The sequence below is a fragment of the Mycobacterium sp. E740 genome (assembly GCF_001672895.1).
Taxonomy (GTDB): Bacteria; Actinomycetota; Actinomycetes; order Mycobacteriales; family Mycobacteriaceae; genus Mycobacterium.
In genome coordinates this window covers 1-21,063 of sequence record NZ_LZKP01000155.1, presented here as the reverse complement: position 1 = coordinate 21,063, position 21,063 = coordinate 1, and the positions used below count along the sequence as shown (strand labels likewise).

Annotated in this window: 15 protein-coding genes; 8 read left to right on the top strand and 7 right to left on the bottom strand. The window is 63.7% G+C overall.

The window, feature by feature from the left end; genetic code table 11:
• The first annotated feature begins 762 nt into the window (after positions 1-762).
• Both A5663_RS14645 and A5663_RS14640 read left to right on the top strand, forming a co-directional pair.
• Positions 763-2,031 carry a glycosyltransferase gene (locus A5663_RS14645; protein WP_068150223.1) on the top strand — a complete coding sequence of 423 codons (1,269 nt, stop codon included), beginning with the start codon at positions 763-765 and terminating at the stop codon, positions 2,029-2,031.
• Positions 2,032-2,278: 247 nt separating this feature from the next.
• A complete protein-coding gene (locus tag A5663_RS14640) occupies positions 2,279-3,604 on the top strand; it encodes a hypothetical protein (RefSeq protein WP_068150235.1) in 1,326 nt (441 codons plus the stop codon).
• Positions 3,605-3,655: 51 nt separating this feature from the next.
• On the opposite strand, the gene A5663_RS22670 is transcribed toward A5663_RS14640, so the two are convergent.
• Positions 3,656-4,222, bottom strand: a complete 567-nt coding sequence (locus tag A5663_RS22670) for a trans-aconitate 2-methyltransferase (RefSeq protein ID WP_197503408.1) — start codon at positions 4,220-4,222, stop codon at positions 3,656-3,658.
• Between the two features lie 846 nt (positions 4,223-5,068).
• Between A5663_RS22670 and A5663_RS14635 the strand changes: the two genes are divergently transcribed.
• The 4 genes from A5663_RS14635 to A5663_RS14620 all read left to right on the top strand — a co-directional run bounded on the left by A5663_RS14635 (position 5,069) and on the right by A5663_RS14620 (position 10,050).
• Positions 5,069-6,361, top strand: coding sequence for a glycosyltransferase (locus tag A5663_RS14635; RefSeq protein WP_068150221.1), 1,293 nt, complete (start codon positions 5,069-5,071; stop codon positions 6,359-6,361).
• 80 nt (positions 6,362-6,441) lie between these two features.
• Entirely contained in the window at positions 6,442-7,134 is a 693-nt protein-coding gene (locus A5663_RS14630; protein ID WP_197503407.1) for a polysaccharide deacetylase family protein, read from the top strand.
• 202 nt (positions 7,135-7,336) lie between these two features.
• Entirely contained in the window at positions 7,337-8,848 is a 1,512-nt protein-coding gene (locus A5663_RS14625) for an MFS transporter (protein WP_082974144.1), read from the top strand.
• 200 nt (positions 8,849-9,048) lie between these two features.
• Positions 9,049-10,050: an FkbM family methyltransferase gene (locus A5663_RS14620; RefSeq protein WP_068150214.1), complete on the top strand. Its 1,002-nt coding sequence runs from the start codon at positions 9,049-9,051 to the stop codon at positions 10,048-10,050.
• Between the two features lie 12 nt (positions 10,051-10,062).
• Here the strand turns inward: A5663_RS14620 and A5663_RS14615 are convergent, their stop codons facing one another.
• Both A5663_RS14615 and A5663_RS14610 read right to left on the bottom strand, forming a co-directional pair.
• Positions 10,063-10,944, bottom strand: coding sequence for a cupin-like domain-containing protein (locus A5663_RS14615; protein ID WP_068150212.1), 882 nt, complete (start codon positions 10,942-10,944; stop codon positions 10,063-10,065).
• Positions 10,945-11,426: 482 nt separating this feature from the next.
• Positions 11,427-12,152, bottom strand: a complete 726-nt coding sequence (locus tag A5663_RS14610) for a class I SAM-dependent methyltransferase (protein ID WP_082974143.1) — start codon at positions 12,150-12,152, stop codon at positions 11,427-11,429.
• A 250-nt stretch (positions 12,153-12,402) separates the two neighbouring features.
• Between A5663_RS14610 and A5663_RS14605 the strand changes: the two genes are divergently transcribed.
• A complete protein-coding gene (locus A5663_RS14605; protein ID WP_068150206.1) occupies positions 12,403-13,440 on the top strand; it encodes a TauD/TfdA family dioxygenase in 1,038 nt (345 codons plus the stop codon).
• A gap of 3 nt (positions 13,441-13,443) precedes the next feature.
• Here A5663_RS14605 and A5663_RS14600 read toward each other — a convergent pair whose 3' ends face one another.
• The 3 genes from A5663_RS14600 to A5663_RS14590 form a co-directional block, all read right to left on the bottom strand.
• The gene (locus A5663_RS14600) at positions 13,444-15,027 is read right to left on the bottom strand and encodes an MFS transporter (protein WP_082974141.1); all 1,584 of its coding nucleotides are present in this window, start codon (positions 15,025-15,027) and stop codon (positions 13,444-13,446) included.
• Positions 15,028-15,080: 53 nt separating this feature from the next.
• Positions 15,081-16,073, bottom strand: a complete 993-nt coding sequence (locus A5663_RS14595; RefSeq protein WP_068150200.1) for a sulfotransferase family protein — start codon at positions 16,071-16,073, stop codon at positions 15,081-15,083.
• Between the two features lie 151 nt (positions 16,074-16,224).
• On the bottom strand, positions 16,225-17,703 hold the full coding sequence (locus tag A5663_RS14590) for a VOC family protein (protein ID WP_082974139.1): 1,479 nt from the start codon (positions 17,701-17,703) through the stop codon (positions 16,225-16,227).
• Between the two features lie 164 nt (positions 17,704-17,867).
• Between A5663_RS14590 and asnB the strand changes: the two genes are divergently transcribed.
• The gene (gene asnB / locus A5663_RS14585) at positions 17,868-19,538 is read left to right on the top strand and encodes an asparagine synthase B (RefSeq protein WP_068150195.1); all 1,671 of its coding nucleotides are present in this window, start codon (positions 17,868-17,870) and stop codon (positions 19,536-19,538) included.
• A gap of 109 nt (positions 19,539-19,647) precedes the next feature.
• Here the strand turns inward: asnB and A5663_RS14580 are convergent.
• Positions 19,648-21,063: thioesterase domain-containing protein (locus tag A5663_RS14580; RefSeq protein ID WP_156744488.1), on the bottom strand; the 1,416-nt coding region annotated here is incomplete at its 5' end.

Below are 21,063 nucleotides of genomic sequence, written 5' to 3'. Positions count from 1 at the left end.
GCAAAGTCTTTAGGTGTAGTGCGCTTCACAGCCTAGCATCCAAAGCGGTAGCCTGGCGAAGTGCTATCGCCTGCGGTGATGGGTCATCTCGAAGTGTGTCTCGCCGCTTTGGGAGTCCAGGTTTCTCCTAGCTCAGTGAACTCGGCGGCGCCAACCCCCGAACCGGCGTGACCGCCGTGCCGGAGTTGCACCGGCGATGCCGGCGAAACCTGTTCTTGACTGCTGGAGGCACTTCGGTCCGAGCCATGCCGAACCGACCGATAATGCATTTTGATTCCGCTTGAGTAGAAATGCGCAGAAGCATTTACTGTGCGTCTTCAAATAGCGCAGTTAGCCGTTACTGGTTCTCCGGCCGCGCCCCGACAATGGGGATATGCGCGGGCAACAGCAGGACCGCCCAGCCTCGGCAGCCAGACGCCCCCTGACAGGCGAGGTTCAGCCGGCTTCAGCCGGCGCGGCAGATTTGCTGAACTTCCGACAAGGAGCCGGGTCGCGGCTCTTCTTCCACGAGTACGTCAATTAACCGAACCGCTTTCGGAGCTGATTCGACGCTGCGGATTTGCGCTCACGGCCATGAGAAAGGCGCCCTGTGCGGCTCAGTAAGAGGTCCACACACGGTGGACAGAATATTCGCTCGGACGACGGCAGTCGCCAGTCCGGTGGTCGGCCATCACACTTGTCCTACAGCAGCTGTCCGCGCGTTGCGCCCCCAGCAACAAGAATGAAAGGCTCCGCAGCGACGATGAAAGGTCAGGACTCACGATGAAGGTTGTGGTGGCGTGCTACGGGACGCGCGGCGATGTCGAGCCCTGCGCCGCGGTTGCCCGTGAACTGCTCCACCGTGGGCACGAGGTGCACCTGGCCGTCGCACCCAACATGGTCGGCTTCGTCGAGTCGACAGGACTCGATGCGACCGCCTTCGGGCCGGATTCGCACAAGATGCTCGACGCCCACTGGGCCTTCTACCGGACGTTTTTTCACACGCCCTGGCGGCTTCGCGAAGTGAGCAGGTTGTCGCGCGAGGCATGGGAGCCCAAAGCCGAGGCCTGGCAAGAGCTGAGCAATACGCTGACGTCGCTTGCGAAGGGCGCCGATCTGCTCTTCACCGGCTTGGTATTCGAAGAGGTCGCGGCCAACGTCGCCGAGTATTACGACATTCCTTTGGCCACGCTGCATTACTTTCCTATCCGACCCAATGGCAAACTACTTTCGTTCCTGCCGGCGCCATTACGTCGTGTGACCATGCTGGCGCACGAATGGCTGATTTGGCGCGGGACGAAAGAGGTGGTCGACGCGCAGCGCCGCGAATTGGGACTGCCAGAGGCCACGCTGTCCGCCACGCGGCAGATCACCGAACGCGGATCGCTGGAAATTCAGGCTTATGAAAAGGCTTGCTTTCCGGGCCTGGCCGAAGAATGGGCGGACTTCGACGGCCAACGGCCCTTCGTCGGGGCACTGGCGACGAACCAGCCGGCGGACAGCGACCAGGAGGTTGCCTCCTGGATCGGAGCGGGGACTCCGCCGATCTTCTTCGGGTTCGGCAGCGTGCCGGTGGATTCTGCCGCCGACACGCTGGCCATGATCACCGAGGCCTGCGCGCAACTGGGCGAGCGGGCACTGATTTGCGCGACTGGGTTGGATGCTCCCCAAGTCGCGAATCCGGACGACGTCAAGGTGGTCAGCGCGACGAGCTATGCGGCCGCCTTCCCCGCGTGCCGCGCCGTCGTGCACCACGGTGGCGCGGGTACGACGGCAGCGGCTCTGCGTGCCGGAATCCCGCAGTTGATCCTCTCGACCGACCTGGATCAGACTCTCTGGGGGGTCCGGGTCAAGCGACTGAAAGTCGGCTCGAAGCGCCGCTTTTCGACCACCACCTCGGAATCACTGCTGGCGGATCTGCGCACGATCCTCGCTCCACGGTACGAATCACGAGCCCGCGAAATCGCCACCCAGATGACCAGCCCCGCCGAAAGCGTCTCGGCCGCTGCCGATCTCGTCGAGAACTTCGCACGCCTGCGCTCCAACTGCTGATGGACGTGGGCCGCAAGGTCCACGCCAGAGTCCGCCACACTCCCGATCAAGCTCCTCGGTACTCTCACCCCATGAATTGGTTCGGATTCGCCGATGCCCGCGTCGGCCGGTGCCGTGTCGTCCTCCGCGATGATGCGTACCAGGCGATCGAAGGCTGATGATGCGGGCGCGGACGCCTGATGCAAGGACTTCGACAGACAGCCCCGACACGACAAGCGCTGTGCGGCCGGAAAATCGGCTCGCACTCATGGACCACGGCTTGTTCACGCAGCACCGCGCGATGGGGCGCAACTTGGTCATCCAGTGTGTGTGGGTCTACGAACACCCGATCGACTTCGAGCGCGTGCAGAGCTTCCACCGGAATCTGGGGTATGGGCTGGCGGGGCGGCGCATCGAGAGTTCGCCGCTGCCGTTCGGTCCGCATCGGTGGGTCCTGGACCGCGGCCCTTCGGGCATAGATGTCGAAGAACGCCCCCGGCCACGGGCTGAGCTCGGCGACTGGATCGACGAACGCTCACAGATACCCATCGATGCGGAGAACGGACCGGGTTGGCATATCGGGGTCGTTCCGCTGGAGGACGGCTGCACCGCGGTCAGCCTGGTCGTCTCGCACTACCTGGTCGACGGCCTCGGGCTCGTCGTGGTCCTGGTTGACGCGCTCATGGGGAACACGCACGATCTCCCCTACCCGCCGCCGGACTCACGTCGTCGGCTGCGCGCGGTCGCACAGGACAGCCGACTGACGCTGCGGGACGCACCTGAAGTCGGCCGGGCAGTTCGGCTGGCGGCACGACTCGCCCGTCAGCGCCGCCGTGAGCTTGCGCAGTCACCGGCGCCGGCGCCGCCACCACCAGCGCCGCTTCGGCGGGCCGCCGGCGATGACGTCATCGTCGTGCCGGGTATCACGATTCGCGTTGATCTCGCAGCCTGGGACGCCCGCGCGGAGGCTCTGGGCGGCACGAGTAACACCCTGACTGCGGCGTTCGCCGCGAAACTCGGGGAACACCTCGGACGCCGACGTGCTGGTGACGGCGCCGTCACGCTGCAGCTCCCCGTGAGCGAGCGCGGCGAGGGTGATCTACGGGCAAATGCGATGTTGATCGCGCGCGTCAGCATCGATCCGACCGGACTCACTACGGATCTGCATGACATGCGCGCGGCGATCAGACAGGCGCTGAAAGAGGTGCGTCAGACACACGATGAGTCTTTGCAGCTCGCGTGGCTGCTTTCCTTCACACCGAAGCGGGCCCTGAAACGCATGGACGATGCGACGCTGGCTGACCCAGAGCACCCGGTGTTCTGTTCCAACCTCGGCGACGTCGGTTCGGTGGTGAACCGTCTCGACGGCACTGACGCCGAGTACGCCACCGCACGAGTGACTGCCCAGCACGAATCGCGAGAACGGCTCGAGCGCACCGGCGGGCAACTGATTCTGCAGTCCCTGCGCATCCCGGGCAGCTTCATCATCAGTGTTGACGCATACCAACCGGGTTTTGAGAATACAAAGCCCGCTTTGCGCGAGTTGGCTGCGCGAACGCTCGCAGAATTCGGCTTGGCCGGCCGGATCGAGTGACCGCTGACGGGGTGAGCCGTGAATCGACTCGTCGGGAGAGGTCGAAGGGAATCAAGCAGCCGCCTTCTTGGGACGACATAGACGAATGTCCCATTCCAATCCTGCAGCCCCCCGGCACCTGACCTGGTCGACTAGTTCGACGTGCGCCCTACACTCGCGCCACATCTTCACGCCGCCGGGATTACGGAACGTCGAAATAATGAACGCGCCGTCCGGATTGAGGAACTGCCCGTAACGTTCCAATGTTGCACCGGGATCGGGCGAGTAGTAGAGAACTTCATTGAAGATGATGACGTCGAACGTTTCGTCTGGAACGTAAGTATTCGCGTCTGCCACTTCGAATCGCGCTTGCGCACTCAGACGGCTCGCAGTTTCAACCGCGACTTTCGATAAATCGATCCCGACGTACCGCTGGACACTTTCCCGCCATACCCAATCAACCAGCTGGCCGGTCCCACAACCGACATCCAGTACACTTCCCACTGGCTGCAAATATCTCATGAACCCAGCAATGAGAGCATAACGCGGCATTTCGGCCAATTCATTCAGGTAAGCCCAATGACCCTCTGAATATTCGCGATCCCACGTTGCCTCATCAATCGATGGAGGATTGACCATGTATGACAACGGAGGGACGACGGCCCGTATGAGAATCGGGTGTCGGGTGAAGAAAGCCACGGACTTGGCCGCCATGACGGCCGTGAACGACTTTCGCGCGTTATTTGCATGGGCAGATCGTGGCATATTAGGAACGGCCTTATTTGTCGATGAATGTTGCGACGTTCAAGAGCGATGGAACCCGCCCCGAAACTGAACCAGTAGTTGAAAGAAAATCGTGCGCAGATGTGACTGTTTGCAACCTCAATTCTATGGCCCGCGAGATGGCCCCAAGCGCCTGAAGTGTGATGCTGCATAGTATCGCGCCTCGAAGCGCTCGTTGCGATTCCGCCGTCAACTCTGGCCGGGCACAACTTCGCCGGCCGGCATGACGACTATGCCCACCGTTCCGACTGGTCCGGCGCCGACTGCGCTCGCGCCGAGCCCGTGCGGGGGCAACATGCCGTTCACCCCCCTTTCGGCGGCATGCCGTCCAGGGCGTCCCGCAGCACGTGATCAGTCAACTCCCGTGCGGCACTCGCGGCTGTGCCAACTGCTCGGAGCACCCCCACCGGCTGCCCGCCGCGTAATCGACCTTCGCGCTCGGGCATTGGCGGTGAGTGGGACGAGATGGTGCGGAAGGTTGCTGGCAGCGCAGGGATCAAGACTGGAGGCCGAGGTGATTCCGCTGCTGGCGGCCATATGAAAGGGTATTGACGTGGTAGAAGAAAACATCGTTGCTGCCGCAAACAATTTATCTCGTTGAGATCGAAATGGTGTGACGCAGCAGTGATTTGTCAGTAGCTGTGCAACTGCTTACAATCTCTTCCATCGCGCGGCGATAGCATACGGCCGGGGGGAGCGGTTATGAAATTTGTTTTGGCGTGCTATGGAACCCGGGGTGACGTCGAGCCCTGCGCGGCACTGGGCCGCGAACTGGCGTTCCGGGGCCACGAAGTACGGATGGCAGTTCCACCTGACCAGGTGGGGCTCGTCGAATCGGCAGGGCTCGAGGCGGTCGCCTTCGGCCTGGATTCGCAGTCCACCCTGAAATCGGATTTCTTCCAGAATTTGTGGAAGGGATTCCCGCGGAATTTGTGGACCAAAGAGTTATTCGAGTCATGGCGAGAAACGATCGACATAGTCAAGAGACACTGGTCGGAGTTGAGCAAAACGCTGATCTCGCTGGCCGATGACGCCGATCTGCTAGTCAGCGGTCATATTTACGAGCAAGTCGCGGCAAACGTCGCAGAGCATCACGCCATCCCGTTCGCGACGCTGCATCCCATTCCGCTGAGACCCAACGGGTATTGGATTCCAGGTTTACCGCCGGCGGTCGTCCGTTTCGGCCTTCGCCTCTTGGACTGGATGAACTGGCTGGGAACAAAAAATCTCGAGGCCGCTCAACGCAGTGAACTCGGGCTACCGAAAGCGACAATGCCGACAACGCGGCGGATCGCAGAAGGGGCCTTGGAGATACAGACGTATGACGAAATCTGCTACCCGGGACTGGCAGCGGAATGGGCGCAGCGCCAAGATCATCGTCCGTTCGTGGGAGCGCTGACGATGGGTTTGTCGTCGAATGACGACGAGGAAGTGAGCTCGTGGATCGCCGCGGGAACGCAGCCGATCTATTTCGGATTCGGAAGCATGCCGACCGACTCCCCCGACCGCACAATCGCGATGGTCATCGCCGCCTGCGCGGAATTGGGTGAGCGGGTCCTGATCTGCTCAGGATGCAATGACTTCAAACACGTTCCGTGCTCGGATGACGTCAAAGTCGTTAAGGCGGTCTCGCACTCGGCAGTCTTTCCCGCCTGCCGTGCCATAGTGCACCACGGCGGCGCGGGAACCTTCGCCGCAACTCTACGCGCGGGAGTACCTTCGCTGATCCTTTGGTCGCACACCGATGGGCAGGTATTCGGCGGCCACGCCAAGCGAATGCAGGTCGGCGCCACGCGGCGATTTTCGGCGACTGACGCTAAATCCTTGGCCAAAGACCTTCGACAAATCTTGGCGCCGCAATACGTCAGTCGGGCTCGAGAAATCGCCACCCGGATGACAAAACCCGCTGAAAGCGTTGCCAACGCCGCTGATCTACTGGAAAAGTCCGCACGCGCCGGGTGCATTGCCGCGCCGACTGACAGTCCACGGCGTTGATAAAGCGCCCGTTCTCCGTGCGAACGACGACGCGGACAGACCATGGGAGGGTGATGAGAGCGACGCTGCGGTGGGCTTGTGTGGCGGCGGTGATGTCGGCTTTGGCGTTTGCCTTACCGTTCATCACAGCCTTTCCACAAGTGCACCGGTGGATGCCGCGCTTGGCCGGCCGAGGCCGGCCGGGCCACGTCGCGCTGACATTCGACGACGGTCCCGACCCGTGCGGCACGCCAGAGATTCTGGACATACTCGCGCGGCTCGAGGTGAAAGCGACGTTCTTCATGCTGGGCGAGCAGGTGGCCAAACACCCTGACGTCGCGCAGCGTGTGGTCGCCGAAGGCCATGAGATCGCCCTGCACGGGTGGGATCATCGAAACAGCCTGCTGGTGCCCCCACGCCGGCTGCGCGCCAGCCTGGTGAGGGCCTCGGATGAAATCGCCGCGGCGACCGGGGTGCGGCCCGTCTGGTATCGGCCGCCGTACGGGATTCCGACGGGTGCCACGTTCTGGGCCAGCAGGAGCCTGGGTTTGATGCCGGTGCTCTGGGATGCGTGCGGGCGCGATTGGCGCGAAGATGCCACCGCCGAAGAGGTGGTGCGCGATGTGATGCGCGACGCGCGTGATGGCAGCACGGTGCTGCTGCACGACAGCGATTATCAAGCCGCTCCGGGATCATGGAAGGTGACGGCTGCCGCGCTCGAACCGTTGGTGGTTCGCCTTCGCGAGCTTGACTTGACCGTGGGACCACTACGCAACCACATGGCGAGGCATTGACCGGTCACCTGGCACGACCGCGATGTTCGCCAATGACACGGTCGGCGGAAGGCGACTGAGACCCGAAGTCACAGACAGCGCTTGACCCGTCGGGCTCACGGCCGACACCTTTTGAGATTGCTGTAGCGTGGTCCGCTATGACGGCGAGTGACGTGGCAGCGCAACGTCAATCGACGGCAGGGCACGCGAAAGGAGCGACTGTATGCCCGCCGAGCCGACTACGTTGAGCGATAAGAGCGGCTTCCTCCAGACTCCGCTGTCGCGTGGCCGGTATGCCGCCGCAGTCATCGCCCTCAGCGGCATGAGCCTGGTGGCGGCGATGGACGGGACTATCGCGGTCTTCGCTCTTCCCAAGATTCAGAACGAGTTTGGCCTCTCCGACGCTGCTCGGGGATGGGTGGTCACTGCCTACATACTCACCTTCGGCGGCCTGATGCTTCTGGGCGGCCGCCTTGGGGACGCGATCGGCCGGAAGCGCACTTTCCTGATCGCTGGTGCGGTGTTCACGATCGCCTCAGGACTGTGCGGGGTCGCCTGGGACTCGGCCAGTCTCCTTTCGGGCCGGCTGGTGCAGGGCATAGCCGCCGGCATCCTCACACCCACGTGTATGGCGCTGGTGGCGACCACATTCCCGAAGGGGCCCGGGCGCAATGTCGCGACGGCGATATTCGGCGCGATGGGGGGACTCAGCTCCGTGCTGGCCTTGACTGTGGGCGGGGCACTCACCGACGTGTCATGGCGACTCGTCTTCATCGTCAACGTGCCGATCGGACTCGTCGTGATCTGGCTCGCGAGCGCCGCGCTGCGCGAGACCCGGACGGAGCGGATGAAGCTCGACGTCGCCGGGGCCGTACTGGCCACATTGATTTGTGCCGCCGTGGTTCTCGGCGTATCAGTAGCGCCTCAAGAGGGCTGGCTGTCGGCTATGACGATCGGTTCGGGCGTCGTGGCACTAGCCGCCCTGGTGGCGTTCGTCGTGGTCGAGCGCCGGGCCGAGAACCCCATCGTGCCTTTCGATTTGTTCGTCGACCGTAATCGGCTGGCCACGTTCGTCACCATCTTCTTCGCCGGTGGGGTGTTGTTCACGCTGACCGTGCTGGTTGCCTTATATGTTCAGCAAGTCCTGCATTACAGCACGCTGCACGCCGGCATCGGATTCATTCCGTTCGTCATTGCGGCTGGCATCGGGATGGGCGCGTCGTCGCGGCTGGTGATGCGGTTCCCGCCACGGGTGCTGGTGATCGCCGGTGGCCTGCTCGTGTTGGGGGCGGTGGTGGTCAGCGGCCTCACCCTCAACATGGACGTCCCTTACTTCCCGAACCTGGTGCTGCCACTCGTCGTGGGCGGCGTCGGCATCGGCGTGGTCAACCTCCCGCTCATGCTCTCGGCCATCGCCAGCGTCGGAGACGACCGCATCGGACCCACCTCCGCGATAGCACTGATGTTGTCCACCCTGGGGGGACCGGTGGTGCTGGTCGCGATCCAAGCCGTGATCACGTCGCGCACCCTTTCCCTGGGCGGCGTCAACGGCCCGGTCAAGTCCATGGACGCCGCTCAGTTGCATGCGCTGGACGAAGGCATCACCTACGGCTTGTTGTGGTTGGCTGCGGTGACCGTCATCGTCGGCATCATCGCGCTCTTCATCGGCTACTCGGCGCAGCAGGTGGCGCACGCACAGCAAGTCAAGAAGGCCATCGACGCCGGCGACATGTAGGCCTGCACGCGACCGCCGGCAGCAGGCTCCGCCGGGCCACCCCGCGCCGAGGCAGTCGGGTTCGCGGTCGCCGGAGTGATCCGCCTCTTCCTGATCGGATGTTGTGTGTTCGGACTAGGATCACGTTGATCGTTCAGGGGCCCACGTGTTCTGGGTCGGGGTGACTTAGGGGGAACGCCTGTGTCGTTGGCGTACCAGCAGTGTTCATCGGTGTCTGGAGACAGCGGGTCACGCGGTTGATCGAGCAGCGGATCGTCGCACTGTGGCGGAGGTACCTCAGATCTCTGCGCACCGACCAGGAAAGCGTCGGTGCCGCCGAGCGCCGGGTTCGGACCGTTCTACTCGTCGTTCCGTTCTTCGCGATGGTTGTGTGGCTGTACCTCCGTGCCGCATTTCGGGGCCCGCTGGTCGTTCATTGCACCACTGAAGACGGCGTGCGTCATCGATGCGAGCTACCTGACCTCATTCAGATGTATCTGTATCTGTTCGGCACGTGGGAACCCGACATTGCAGCGCTCATGCGCCGCCGATTGCAACCCGGCGACACCTTCATCGACGTCGGCGCCAACATCGGCTGTGTAAGCGCGCTGGCCGCCAAGCTGGTCGGTCCTGCCGGCACAGTGGTGGCGATCGAGCCCTCGCCCCCGGCCGTCGCCGCGCTAGAGGAAACGGTGTCCACGAACGACCTGACGAACGTCCGCGTGGTGACCGCCGCCGTGTCGGATCACGACGACGAAGTCCCGCTGTTCGTGGGTCCGAGCTACAACACCGGCCTCACCACGACGGTCGCCCACGGGGGCTTCCGGGAACAGGGCCGAGTTCGAGCGGCGCCGCTGGGTGCGCTCGTACGCCGCGAGGAGCTGGCGGCTGCGCGCCTGATCAAGATCGACGTAGAGGGCGGCGAGGACCGCGTGCTCGCGGGCTTGTTGGAGTCCGTCGACGCGCTGCCCGCCGACGCGGAATTGATGGTTGAGCTGTCCCCGATCTGGTGGAGCGATCAGACACTGAAGCCGACGGATGTGCTGCGACCCTTTGTGGATCGCGGTTTCAACGTCTATCTGCTGCCGAACGACTACGGGCCCTGGCGGTATCTGTGGCCCAGGAATGTCGGCCGGCCACAGCGCGTGCGTGACTTGACGCTTTTGGAGCGCAAACCGCACTGCGACATCGTGCTGTCGCGAAGCGATACCGACGCGCTGTGACGGCCCTGCGGGTCAGCGGACGGACTGGAGACCGGCGCTGCTGGCGACGCTCTGTACCATCTGGCCGGCGGCACCGCGAACGCCGACAGCGAGGCTGCCGAGGCGGCGGGCCGTCTGGCGGGGATGTTTGAGGAAATTGGCGTAGTTGGACTGCCACCAGTAGTTGATCGACATGTTCTCGCCGATTCCCCACACCGCGTGCCACCAGACGAGCGGGATGTAGAGCATGTCGCCCGGGCCGAGCTCGACGACAGCCCGGTCGGCGTCGGCCCAGTCGGGGAACTGAGTCAGATCCGGGGACGCGACGTTGACCTGGGAGAGGTTGTTGCCGACGTATCCGAAGGGGTAGGGGTAGACGCGGGTGATCTCCCGAGGCGGACAGAGCATTACTTGCTTCTTGCCCCGGACCTGCGTGAGGAAGTTGTCGGCGTAGTCGTAGTGCAGCGACGTGAAGTTGTTGCCAGGGCCGAACCAAAGATTGACCGCGGCGAACTTGTCCTCGTCGACGAAGGCGGGGAATCGGACATCGGGCCACAGCTCGGGTAGGGCGGTCTCGATGGGAAGTTGGACGGCATAGAGTTCGCCGTCCGAGATGACGCCACTTGCCAGCAGATCGATGTACTCCGCGAACGTCATCTCCGACGCGGCAGCCATGGTCCCCTTCTTCGCATCGGGGATGTGAGTGCCCGCATCGGTGACCTTGGAGGGGCTCAGCGGGCGACCGCCGATTTTCTCCTTCAGATACTCGTTGGTCCACTGCTCGAGCGCTGGCCAGTCCTCCATCGCTCCGGAGATGACGACCGGGCGCTGCGGGATGATGAAGCGCTCTTCCAGTTCATCGCGGCTCGGGCGTTCTAATCTCGGCACCTCGAACGTGTTGTTGACGTCAAACAACCGTTTCCTCCTTCAGGACGGTGGACTCTGACAGCAGAGTCGGCGCGACTACACCACGCGGCGCGCAGCACGCCAGGGTTCAGGCGCAGCGCCGACCGCGGGTTAGCGCGATGCGACTGCTCTCTCCGGTCATGACCCTTCAAGACTACGCGGCGGATTATCCGTCGGACCCCGCCAGTAAACTCCCCCATGGTCTACGCAGCAAATACTACCGCGCCGGTAGCCCGTTCGGCGAACTTGCGGCAGGGCGATAGCCAGGGCGTGGATCATCGAGCAGTTTCGACCTAACCGGGCATACACCCAGCGAACGCGACGCCTGGTCGCCGACCTGTCAGCTAGGGCAATCCGCGCTAGTCGCCGAAGATTCTGCGCTTACCTCGGCAAGTTTGCTGCGCTCGATAGTTGGGCGAAGCAGGCGCAGGGCGTGTGCCCCCAGCGGAACACCCGAACGCCAGAACGGCGAACTACACCAGTCGATCCACTCAGGTGGGTGTGTCAGTCTCCCTCGCCACGTAGTGGCCGCGTCCCCATCCGCGGCGCCGCCCATTGCGCACGCGTTCTGACTCACGAATCATCCCCTGCTCAACAGCCTCACTCCACGCCTTCATGGGCCCGATCCCGTAACTCATTCCCGGCACCAAATCGTCCATGATCAGTGTTGTCGCCGGGGAGGACAATTCCCGCATGTTCGCCAGATCGGCTGCGGCGGTGTCGTAGTCGTGGCCGCCGTCGACGAATACCACATCGAACACCGTTTCAGGATGAGCGGCTCTGTATTCAGGCACGGTAGTTTTGGAGTCTCCGAGAATCAGGGTGTGGCGGCCGGGGAACCGCTCATCGATGAACCGTTTCCCGACTTTTATCGCCCGATGCGCTCCTAGGTCGAACGACACCACCTCGAGGTCGGGGTTCGCGATGAGCATTGCGTAAGCGGATTGGCCGGCGTTGAACCCGATCTCAGCGACTAGACGGGCATGTTGGGCGTAATGGGTAAGGTACACCATTTCGGTGGCGCTGCTGGACCCGTAGAGCGTCACTGCGCCCCGGAAGAACAGTTGCCACCGCAGGCGCCGCATGTCCTTTACCGCCGACGCGTGGCTGGCTTCTGTCGCCATTGTTTTCCCCCTTGCGAAATTCGTCGCTTCCCCTTTTTGAATTACGTCTCCGTGACGCAAAGCCGACCATAACAGCAAGGCAACGGTGCTCATTGTTGCTCTCGTGTGGTTGAGGAAAGTCAACGCGACGTCATCCGATTTCGTCAGCTAAGCGACCACCATCAATTGATGGGGTGTCTTGACCGCTCCGCCGCAGCCGGCACAACGGAATGCCGGGACGGTTCGCCGCTCAGGGTGGGCCACTCCAAGCCGTCCCTCGTGGGTCGATTCTCAAGTTTTCCGAGCCGGTTCCGTTCGTCTTTCAAAGAAGCGTCCCGGCGTCACAAGCCGCTGGTAGCGTGGCGTGCCGAGCCGTGGGGACGGCGACTTCGAGGCGCAGTCGAGCGCGGGAGGGATCGACGTGGAGTCTGATGTCTTGACACTGACGGACGCAAGAATTGTTCCGGGACCGTCACTTCCCCTTGTCATAGAGCCGACGAGGGCCGGCTTGGACGTGGTGGCGTGGGCACAGGAACAGCGCGGCGCGATTCATGAACTCCTCCTCCGCCACGGAGGCATCGTGTTCCGGGGCTTCACCGGGGCATCAGTCGAGACATTTCGCCGGTTCATCGCGGCGGTGGGCGGCGAGCCGCTCCCCTATGTCGGCAGAACGTCGCCCCGACACGAAGTCGGTGACCGCGTCTACACGTCGACCGACTACCCGCCGCACACCCGGATTCCGATGCACAACGAGTCGTCCTACAGCAAGACCTGGCCGCTGCGGCTCTTCTTTCACTGCGTCGTGCCACCGGGTAGCGGCGGTGCCACGCCGATCGCCGACAGCCGCAACATCTACCGCCGGATCTCGCCTGAACTCCGGCAACGGCTGGAGGAACGGGACTACCTCTACGTCCGCCATTTCAACCCGACCTTCGGGGTCAGCTGGCAGGAGGCGTTTCAGACCGACGACCGCGCCGAGGTCGAGCGCTACTGCGCCGAGAACGACATCGAGTTCACCTGGGGGGCGGGCGGCGAGCTGACCACCCGGCAGCGGCGGCCGGTTACCGCGACACACCCGGAAACAGGCGAGAAGACGTGGTTCAACCACCTCACCTTCTTCCACATTTCCAGCCTGGACCCGATGGTCGCCGAGGCCCTGCTGTCGATGGGCAAGGAGAACCTGCCGAACAACACCTACTACGGCGACGGCGAGGAGATCGAGCCCGAGGCGCTCGACGAACTACGCGCGGCGTATGAGGCCGAGACGGTGACTCTCCCGTGGCAGGAGGGCGACATCATGATGCTCGAGAACATGCTCGTCGCCCACAGCCGCGAGGAGTACAAGCCGCCGCGCCAGATCGTCGTCGGCATGGCCGAACCCTGGTCGGTGCGCAACCCGTAGCCGTCAGGCAGCGTCCGCCGCGTCCCTGGCTTCCCTCGCCTCCTTGGCCCGTGCCACCTGCTCGGCGGTATAGCCGATGAACAACGCCAGCACTGCCAGCAGCATGACCACACCGGCCACGCCGAGCAGCCCGTCGGTGAAGCCGTTGTCCATCGCATTCAACTGAGCGTCGGTCATGGACTGCACGGGGCCGGTCGTGCCGCCGAGGTCCAGCGTGCGCAACGTGATGACGGCCTGGATGGTCACCAGGATGACGGGGCCGCCGATCATCCTGATCATCACCGCCACCGCCGATGCGGGGCCGATCCGGTCGGAGCCGACACTGGCGATCAAGGAGAGCATGAGCGGGATCTCCATCATGCCCAGCCCGAGACCGCCGACGACGAGGGGAAGCAACAGGTCCGGAAAGTACGGGACGTCACGGTTGAGCGTCGAGCCGTACAGCATGGCGCCCACCAGCAGGCTGGCGCCGGTGATCACCACCACGCGGGGCGGGAACCACTTCACCAGCTGCGATGAGGTGCCCATTCCGGTGGCCTGCGCCAAGGCGAAGGGGATGAAGGCGATACCTGCCTGCAGCGCGCTGTAGCCCATCACGTCCTGCACATACAGGGCGATCAGCACAGCAAGCGTGAAACCCGTTCCGCCGGAGAGGAACATGACACCGTAGGTGGCCAGCCGGTTGCGGTCGAAGAACAGGCTGAACGGCACGACCGGGTTCTCCGCGGTGCGTTCCACCGCGACGAATGCGACCAGACCGACCAGCGCCACCACGCCTGAGCCGATCGTCAGGACCGAAACCCAGCCCAGCTCCGGACCCATCGACAGTCCGAAGACTGCCGCGGTGCAGATCAGTGTCGCCAGTACCGCTCCGCTGGCGTCGAGCCTCATCCGCTCTTTCTGCGTTTCCTGCAGCATCGTGCTGCCCAGGACGATCACCAGGATCCCGATCGGCACATTCACCCAGAACACGAGCCGCCACGACACGTCGGTGAGCATCCCGCCGAGCACCAGGCCCATCACGGACCCGACGCCGATCATCCCGCCGAGCACCGCCGTCGCCGCGTTTCGCACCGGCCCCTTGGGAAAGGTCGTGGCCACCAGCGCCATACAAGTCGGCGCGATGATCGCCGCCGCAGCTCCGTGCAGCAGACGCGCCACGACGAGAACGCCTCCGTTCCAGGCGACCGCGCACACAGCGGACGCGACGGTGAACAGAGCCACCCCGATGATGAACGTGCGCTTGCGGCCGATGGTGTCACCGAGGCGTCCGCCGACGAGCATCAGCCCGCCGAACGTCAGCACGTAGGCGGTGATGACCCAGCTCCGCATTCCGTCCGAGAGCCCCAGCTCGTTCTGGATGGTCGGAAGGGCGAGGACCACGACCGGTCCGTCCATCGACGCCATCAGCTGGGTGCCGCCGATCGCGAGGATCACTGCGACGAACCGCCGGGACCTCAGCAAATCCGGAACGTAGCTTTTCCTGCGGTGTGGCGTAGCCGGGTCGGCGGCCTTTGTCATCGCGTGTCCCGCACGTTTGGTCCGCGAGCGAGCTGTCGCTTGCTCCCCATCGTCGAGACACGCCATAGCGGGCTACCCTACGGCAAACATGAGCGCCGCCAAAGTCATTCGCACCTCCGTCAGGCGCGCGCACCCCTGCGACGGTTGACCATGGCACGTGGTGCGCGGATCATTTTCAACACAGACAGCCGGTAGAGCAAGCTGTTGGAGTAGGCGCGATCGGCGCCGAGTGCCCACAGCTCCCGCGAATTGTCGAAGGCCGTCCGGAAGTCGTGTTCGCTGACCTGATACGCCTCGAAAACACGATCCAGCACGGAGCTGTCCCAGGGATCGTCGCACGCGGCCGCGCGCATCGCTTCGTACACCGCCGACATCCAGTCGGTGCCGAAACGCTCGCTCACCGGGCCGGAACATCGCTGACGCCGCAGGCTGGGCGCCAGGAACTCGTCGACTTCGGCCTCGTCTCGCGCGTGCAGGTCGATCGCGACCGCCCGGGATATCCGCGAAACCTCGCGGCGCCAGTCGTCGAGGAGGTTGGCGTAGTCGACGAACACCCGGGGCATGCCGCGCGTGTACCTCTCGGCGAGCAGAGTGTTCTTGAGCCACAGCGCGCTCGACAGCTCAGGGGTGGTCGGACCCGCTGCCGCGAGCGATGCGATGACTTCTTGCGGGTGGCGCACCGCGATCACGGCCACAACGTCGAGTCCGGCCGAATCCGCAGCCTCGAACCAGAGGTCGGACAGCGCCGTCACATGGGTGTCCTTGATGACCACCAGTGGCGCCTGCGGCAGCCCGGACAGAAAATCGCCGATCTTGGCGGTCCAGGCGGCCTTCTCGTCGGGTTCGAACGCGCCGTCCTCGAGCAGACGCAGGGAGGGATCGAACCCCGCGCTGCCGTGCCGGCGCAGGATCGTCTCGTTGAGTACCAGCGTTGCCCGGGGCTCCCAATAGCCACGAGGGTTGTGCGCATCAGCCTGTCTGACCTCGGCGGGAAGCGCGGCGCCACAGAGCGAGAGCACACGCGCGAGCGCCGACGTGCCGGACCGGCCCTGGCCCAACACGAACAGGACAACCGGGCGCGCCTCGGTTCTGGTCAGGGCCAGCTCTTCCATCGTCGAATCCTCTCCCGGGCCCGGTCCGGTAGGCGCCCTCCACAGTTTGCCCATGGCCGGATCGCCAGATAGCGAAATCGACAAGTCGCTGTGCACTGAATCTCTGGTCATGCCGGCATCCCAACTGTCCTGTCGTCCACCGCCCGTGCCCCTACAGCTCGGTCACGTTCGAAAGTGAAAGGTCCTGGCCGTCGATCTTGCGAATATCGGTGGGCGCGGCCGGTAAGCGCAAGCTCGACAGCCGCTGGTAGTTCCTGTCGAAGAAGTGCACGTTGCCCGGCACGTAGCGCCTGCCGAGCCGCGTGGCGTATCCCGATTCACCGACCACGACCGTGTCCTTGTCGACCGAGAGGCCACGGGTGAGCAGCTCACCGACGTGCACCACCACACCATGGCGGTTGATGAGGTTGCCGCCGCGCGAATCACACATCAGCCACTCGCCGTCCTCCAGGAACACGACGTTGTGACAACCAGCCCCGGGGACGGTGAACCTGTTCTTCACCTCGAAGTTCTCGTCCGTCTGGATCAGCTCGCTGTGTTTGCCACTGGACAGACCGTTGTGCAGGAGAAGGTAAACGGACCCCTGCTCCGCGACGATGGAGTTGATGTGGACGTAATTGCGTCCCGGAACTATGTACCGATCGGGACCCGATTTGTGCGACGCGAATTCAGAACCCAGGGGAAAGAATTCCTCCTCCAGCTCGAATGAGCTGTCGAAGCGCTGGATCTTCTGGCAGAAGGTGTCGATGATGTGGAGTTTGTCGCCGATGAAATCCATCTGGTGACAGTTGGTGTGCAAACCGGTGACGACCACCGATTCGCGCCGGATGCGGTTGCCGTCCAGCTCCAGCTTGATGACGCGGCCCAACAGCTTGCCGCGCACCCGCAGGGGTTTGCCCCGTAGTTGTATGCGGCTCAGCAGGATTCCGGTGTCGTATATGTCGTGCGCCTGATAGCAGTAGATGCAACCGTCCTTGACCGTCACACCGAAGAAGACGCCGCTGATGATCTTCGTCCACTGCCGGCCGTTGACCGCGTAGAGCCCTTCCCGCGACGCCACCAGATGCGTGTAACCGGTCAGATCTCTGGTGCGGATCGGGATTCGGCCCAGTCGATACTGGAGGCGATCGACGACCTTGAACTGGAGAACCGTCTTCAGGTCGGTGTAGGTGGACGCCAGCGTCAGCTTGAACATCTCGAACCGGTTGCGCGGCAACTCGTTTTCGAACTGGCGGAACAGGACGACGTTGCCGTCTGGGTCCCGTATCGAGATGACCCACCGCCCCCAGTAACTGAACCACGGGAGCCTCTCGAAGCCCAGGTTCCTGGGCGGTTCCTCGAGTTCGATGCCGTGCTGCGTCAGCCGTTGCTTGAGAGTCTCCAGATCCTCGATCTGCAGCAGGAAGCGCGCGGTACCGCAATGCGCTCTGCCCGGCGGGAAATTCCGGATGTCGTGGATCACCAGTCCGCGGGCCGACGAGCCGGTGCTGACGAAGTACGGGTACGAGTATCCGTAGACCTCACGCTCGAACTCGATGTCGAAAACACGGCGATAGAACTCCGCGAGCTTTTCCGGGTCGGCCGAAACCAGTTCGACCGACACCAACCCATGAACAGCGCTGCGTGTCATCTCCCTCCTCGTTGAGCAGAGACACCTGTGCGAGGGCGGCAGGCGAGCCGCCGTTTTTCTTTGCTTCGAATGGGCTTCATTTCGCGAATCGACAGCTCCGCGAACCGCCCCCCGCAGTACGCTCGCGCTGATCGCGTTTGCGGTCGGTTCAGATGGGGGGCGTGATGTGTGGGATTGCTTCGATCCTCGATGTGCGCGGTGATCACCGGGAGCTCCGCGAGCGGGCCGTGACGATGGCGCGACTGCTGCGTCACCGCGGGCCGGACTGGAGCGGCATCTTCGCCGACGAGAATGCGGTGCTCGCGCACGAGCGGCTCTCGATCGTCGACGTCGAACACGGAGCTCAGCCGCTGACCGATCGAAGTGTCGAGCTCGTCCTGGCGGTCAACGGCGAGATCTACAACCACCAGGCGCTCCGCTCTGAGTTCAGGGACTATCCGTTCAAGACTGCGTCGGACTGCGAAGCGATCATCCCGCTCTACGAGCGCTACGGCGCCGATTTCCTCAATCGGCTCAGCGGAATCTTCGCGTTCGTCCTCTACGACAAGCGGACCAACGACTTCCTCGTCGCGCGGGACCCGATCGGCGTCATCCCCCTGTACACCGGGCGTGACGAGAACGGGAACCTGTACGTCGCCTCGGAGATGAAAGCGCTGATCCGGTACTGCCGGCACATCGAAGACTTCCCGCCGGGCCATTACCTGACGCGCGGGCTGGACAAGCCGCGACGCTATTACGACCCGCACTGGCGCGACTTCTCCGCCGTCACCGGCCGACCCCTCGACATCGCCGGCCTGCGCGAGGGCCTCGAAGCCGCCGTCCATCAGCAATTGATGTCCGACGTGCCCTACGGCGTGCTGATCTCCGGCGGACTCGATTCTTCGGTGATCTCGGCGGTCACCGCGAAATTCGCCGAGAACCGGATCGAGGACGGCGACCGGACGCAGGCCTGGTGGCCGCGGCTGCACTCGTTCTGCATCGGGCTCGAAGGTTCCCCCGACCTCGCCGCGGCCCGCAAGGTCGCCGCGGCGATCGGCACCGTGCACCACGAGTTCCAGTTCACCGTGCAGGAGGGCCTCGACGCGCTCTGGGACGTGATTTACCACATCGAGACCTACGACGTGACGAGCATCCGCGCCTCGACACCGATGTATCTGATGATGCGCCGGATCAAGGCGATGGGGATCAAGATGGTCCTGTCGGGAGAAGGCGCCGACGAGGTCTTCGGCGGCTACCTCTACTTCCACAAGGCGCCCGGCGCCCAGGAGTTTCACGAGGAGACCATCCGCAAGCTCGACCTGCTGCACAAGTACGACTGCCTGCGCGCCAACAAGACCGCCGCGGCGTGGGGCGTCGAGATCCGGGTGCCGTTCCTCGATCGCGAATTCCTCGACATCGCAATGGCTTTCGATCCCTGCGAGAAGATGGTCGGCCAGGACCGGATGGAGAAATGGCCGCTGCGAGAAGCGTTTCGGGGATTCCTGCCCAGCGAGATCCTGTGGCGGCAGAAGGAACAGTTCTCCGACGGCGTCGGGTACCGGTGGATCGATTCGCTCAAGGCGGTCGCCGAGGCGCAGGTCTCCGACAGCCAGATGCAGAGCGCGCGGTACCGCTTTCCCGACAATCCGCCGGCCACCAAGGAGGCGTACATGTACCGGGAGATCTTCGAGTCGCACTTCCCGGGCCGTGCCGCGGCGTCTTGTGTGCCCGGCGGCCCGAGCATCGCCTGCAGCACCCCGGCGGCCATCGCGTGGGACACCAGCTTCGCCGACAACGCCGATCCGTCCGGCCGGGCCGTGCTCGGCGTCCATCAGGTCGCCAACGCCCACGTGTGAGCCGGCAGTAGCCGCAGCCTGGGTCAACACCCCCCGGTCACCCCCGCCCCCATCAGGCTTGCGCCCTCGCTCTCACCGAGCAGATTGCCTTCTACACTCCACTACAGCCTCAAACTCCTAAAGACAGTTTGAGTTGTTCGATATATGAATTCAGCACTTCTGTCGAGGTCATCTCGTCGTGTCCGCAATCGACCGGGTACACGGCGATGTCACCGGCTACATACTGCCGCCAGTCTTCTGGATTGTTCTCATTTTCACCTCGTGCAGCGGAGAAAACGATCATATCGCCGTCAAACACCTCGGGCGTGTGTTCGCGCAGATAGGACAGATTCGTATTGTGGTTGTAAACCGCGAACTCGAATATCGGTTTGGGCGGCAGAACGAATTCCACCGCCTGCCCCTGTTCGCGGATCAGCTCTTCTGCCTGTTGGTAGGTGAGCGGCTCGGACTGCTCGGGGATTTCGATGCCGCTGGACCGCAGGAAGAGGTTGAGCAGGCGATTCTCGGCCGGGCTCTCGTCGACGGCGGTCTGGTCTGCTGCGTCACCGTCGGCGTCGAGGACCGGGTCCAGCATGACGAGACGGTGCACCACGGCACCCCGCCGGCGAAGCTCGACGGCGATTTCATGGGCAACCGGGCCGCCGAATGACCACCCGAGCAGGTTGTAGGGCCCTTCCGGATAAGCGGCCTGGATTCGATCGGCGTAGTTTCTTGCCATGTCACGAATCGAGTGAGGTTCAGTTTCTCCGTCCTGCGGAATCTGGTTGATCCCGATTATCGGGCAGTCCAGGTAATCGCGAAGATTCCGGTACGCATAGCTTTGTCCGTTGCCTTCGTGAATACAGCACAGCGGAATTCCGGTGCCCTCTCGGAAAACCTCGAGAGGAATGAGTTCCAAGGCGCTGTCGGCTTTGCCCAGTTGCTCGCTGAGGCCACGCACGGACGGCGCGTGGAACAGCGTGCGCACCGCGAGGTGGGTGTCCAGCGTCTTGTTGATCACGGCCACCAGGCGCATCGCCGACAGGGAGTCGCCGCCGAGTTCGAAGAAGGAGTCGTCGACGCTGACGCGGTCGACGCCCAGGACTTGGGCGTAGATGCCGGCCAGGATCTCTTCGATCGCGGTCACTGGGGCGCGGTAGCGTTCGGCGTCGCTGTATTCCGGTGCCGGTAGCGCGCGGGTGTCGATCTTGCCGTTGACCGTCAACGGCAACACCTCCAGCGTCACCACGGCGGCGGGCACCATGTAGCCCGGCAACCGCTGCCCCAGCGCGGCGCGCGTCTGGGCCGGGTCGACCTGGCCGGTGACGTAGCCGACCAGCCGCTTATCCCCGGGGCGGTCCTCACGGGCGATCACCACCGCCTGCCCCACCCCTCCACAGGCGGCCAGGGCGGCCTGGATCTCCCCGAGCTCGATGCGATACCCGCGGATCTTGACCTGCTCATCAGCGCGCCCCAGATACTGCAACTGCCCATCAGCACCCCAGCGCACCAAATCCCCGGTGCGATACATCCGCTGACCATCACC